This is a genomic window from Bartonella sp. 220B (genome assembly GCF_026930205.1).
Classification (GTDB): domain Bacteria; phylum Pseudomonadota; class Alphaproteobacteria; order Rhizobiales; family Rhizobiaceae; genus Bartonella.
In genome coordinates this window covers 1-3,735 of record NZ_JANHOI010000033.1, presented here as the reverse complement: position 1 = coordinate 3,735, position 3,735 = coordinate 1, and the positions used below count along the sequence as shown (strand labels likewise).

Below are 3,735 nucleotides of genomic sequence, written 5' to 3'. Positions count from 1 at the left end.
TCAATCCTAGCCTTGCCATAGGCTAAAAGCTGTCCAAAATGAACAGGAGCATTGCTGTTTGGTTGCCCATGGATGAATACATCGTGATGCGACAAGATCGTTTGAGAAACAAAAAGCCCATCATGCGAAACCAGTCGCACATCTCCTGCCCCATAAATATTGGCGGCATGAATGCTTCCTCCCACACTTTCGAGCGCAACATCCCCTTGGGCACCAAGAACAACAACACCCGCAGCACCCGTTGCCGCCATATCAACACCACCAGCTAAAAGACCTGCCTTAATATTCCCACCAGCCTGTGCTTTGAGAGCCCCTTGGGCTAAAACAATCCCATCAATGTTGAGATCACCCCCTGTGGCAAAGGTCAAATCCGCTCCAGAGCCAACTTGAGAAACTTTCATGGCATCCCGTGAAGACAGCTGCATATTGCCCCCAGAGGTCGCTTTGCCTGAAATAGATAAAAGCCCACCTTGCGCATCTACTTTCAAATCACCATCACTGCCTATTGTTTCTAACGTGACATCTTTTTTTGCGGCAATCTCAATATGCTTTTTGGATGTGACACTTTTTGCCAAAACGCTCTTGCTCTTTGATTTCAGAACAACACCGCCATGACCAAACACATTCTTCAAGGAAATTTTCCCGTCCGCAGAAAGCTGCAATTGCCCCGCATTCGTCGCCATATCATGACGCATCCGAACGCCAACACCTTGTTCTGTCGCTACAAGTTTAATGCGATCCCCCTGCAAAGCCCCCAGTGCAGAACCATCTATCGCATATTCCGGTTTGCCGGTAATATCCATGAGGTCTTTCATTTGACGGGAAGCATAATCAAAATGCCCCGTTCCAGCACTCACCCCAATCTCCCTGCCCGCAACAGATCCTTCAAAATGCACCGTGCGTGAGACAATATCAACAATATCAACAGCTCCCTTGCCAGAGAAAAAATTCGCTCCCTTTGCTCCAAAGCGGATATCCCCACCTCTCACCTCAAAGCCTTTCAGAAAACCGCTTGCATCAATTTCGGGGACACCCGTGGTTAAGGTCGCATGGGGTGTATTGATAAAGCCACAACCATCACAACTCATCCCATTGGGATTGGCTATAATCACATCGGCTTGGCGCCCAAAAACTTCCGCTGGGCCATTGAGCGCACTGCGCTTACTGCTGGTCACTTCATTTAAAATCACTGTAGCGGAACCAGTGGAACGCAAATGCGGATTGCCCGGCATAATGCCCCCCAACTGCGATTGCCCTACTTCTTGCGCATGATTGTTGAAAATAACACCGGGATTGCCGATATTGAAATCGTAATATTTATTGTGCGATAGACCCTTGCCATTGGGGGTAACAATATCTATCGAGGGAACCCCATTGGGTGCTGCCACAATATCAGGACGATTGCCTGTACCAGCGTTAGGATCAGCAACAATTTGTGCTTGGAGCATGGAAGGCTGTAATAGAACAGAAAAACCTATCCCGCTCAGCAAAACTTTCTTAAGCATCGTGCTGGAGACTAAAGCTCCCAACAACGCTGCTTTTTTTGTTCTCTTCTCATATTTCATGCTTTAAATCCCCACTAAAAGATGCTTAAAGATTCATTGTTAATGTCACAAAAGCCGTGCCGGACTTGTTGTGTTTGACGGTACTCCACAAAACACGCGAATAGCTTGCATCAAGAGAAACAATGCCCCCTACGAGCTTTACACCTGCTGTCCAACCAGCAAGCTGTTCACTCTTCAAGCCATAACAAGCTTGCGAAAAAATACGCCCATAATCCAAACCAACAAAGGGACGAAGTTCACCAAAAACCTTTTTGAGAGAAGTACTGTTGCTCCAGGGTACTGCGCGCAAAGACAAATCATTGCGGCTAAAAAAACCATTATTGCCAAAAAGCAAACTCTCACGCGTACCACGCACATTGGAAGCACCCCCCAAGGAAATCTGCTCCGCACCCAATAAATTATGCGGTGAATATTGCCCTACCAAAAGAGTGTTGAGGATAAAGTCCAATCCTCCCACCTTAAAAGGCGTCACGACACTAAGTGTGCCTGTAAATTTTGTAAATTGAGGCTCAGCATCCCCTGCCCCTGCTTGATGCTGTTTTACAGAATGAAACAAACCAAGCCCTTGCAAATAACTCACATCAAAGGTCCATGTCCCACCCAACATCTGGCGCGAATGCGAAATTCCAAAATTGGCAACACTGTATTGACGGCTGCCAACCTCAATCTTATTGCCAAGCAGATAATTGTTGGTTTTTTTATAAGAAAGACCTAAATCCAAGGTTGTAAGCGAAACACTATCACGATAGATCACTCTGCTCACGCTGCCGTGTAATTCACTGGAATTACCCGTCGTTTCAATCTCTGTAAAATTGCCCTTGATAATGCTCTGATAATCATAAACAGAGCCATTCAAAGCAAAGGTCCAATAACCATAAGGGATACTCACACTTGCCGAAAAATTATTGCTATGCCCCTCTTGTTTGCTCCCACCCCAATAATCTGTTTCACTGCGTTGATAGTTAAAATCCCACACATCATTAATCTTCAAAAGATTTTCACCCTTTATTCCCGCACTATAACGCGCATAACCGGTGGAGGCTTGTCCCAAATTGTCATGCGTAACTGTAACTCTTAAAGCTGTATCAGGGTGATTGCTAATATTAACAATGGTGTTGCCATCTTCACGTCCAGGTAAAAGCTCACTTTTGGCATGCGCTGACTGAAGTCTGTTGATCTGATCAAGACCTTGTTCAATATCGCGCATATTGAGAATATGACCTTTAAGACCTGGAAAAGCACTCCATACAACATTGTTATGAGCGGAAGCCGGTAAACCATTATAATAGATCTCTGAAAGTTTGCCCTCGTCAACAACAAACTTGAGAACTTTGCTACTTTTGATATCCTGATCGGGAATATAAAAACGGGCCGTTACATAGCCTTGATCCAAATAAAGCTTGGTTAATTGTTTGATTAAAATCTGTATATCTGCAAGTCTGACACATCTCCCAACGTAAGGATCTGTCACGGTTGCGATGCTGCGCTTTTTGAGATGATACGCACCCTCAACAACAATCTTATTAACGGCAAAGCAATATCCACTGCCCAAAAACGCATTTTGCTCTCTTTCAGGAGAAATGTTCATTCTTTTGGGAGTTAAAGCCCGTAAATTCTCAATTCTTTCTAATCGCTGCTTCTCAGATTGTTGGCGAGAAAAATTATCTGTAGGGGAATGTAAAAAAGCCGAAGGACGTGCATAAACGCTTACACCATGAAACATGCAAAAGAATGTAAAAAGGGCTAGAAAAAGCCTTAAAAAGCTTTTTGGACGTAAAAATACAAAAAACAATACAGATTTCCCCCGCTTCAGTCATTCTCTCAGTTTTGATCTAAAAGCAAATAAAACACTTGATCAAAACGCAATGACCATTCAAAACAACTTAAGAGCCACTCTCATCTAAACTTTTTTAACAAAAACACACACTCTTACATTCAAATACAATTATAAATAGCACATCCCCCTGTTCTCACTCAAGTGTGAAAAATCTTTTCCCCATATCTATACCATCAAACGCTTCCCCCCCATGAAGCAAGAATTAAAAACCTTGCACAACCTAAACAATACCCCTAATCCTTCAAAACTCTCTGCAAAGGAAATGATCAGAGTTCTTTTGTAAAAAGAGTTTTGTATCTTTTGTTAGTTTTGTCTGTTGATTTACTCCCCCCC

The 3,735-nt window shown here is 43.7% G+C and carries 2 protein-coding genes; both read right to left on the bottom strand.

Features of this window, described 5'->3' with window-relative positions; translation table 11 throughout:
* A partial coding sequence (locus NPX99_RS08365; protein ID WP_269031381.1) for a two-partner secretion domain-containing protein occupies positions 1 to 1,565 on the bottom strand: 1,565 nt, incomplete at its 3' end.
* A gap of 25 nt (positions 1,566 to 1,590) precedes the next feature.
* Positions 1,591 to 3,357 (bottom strand): ShlB/FhaC/HecB family hemolysin secretion/activation protein, encoded by a 1,767-nt coding sequence (locus tag NPX99_RS08360; RefSeq protein ID WP_269031380.1) that lies wholly within the window; start codon positions 3,355 to 3,357, stop codon positions 1,591 to 1,593.
* Positions 3,358 to 3,735 lie beyond the last annotated feature (378 nt).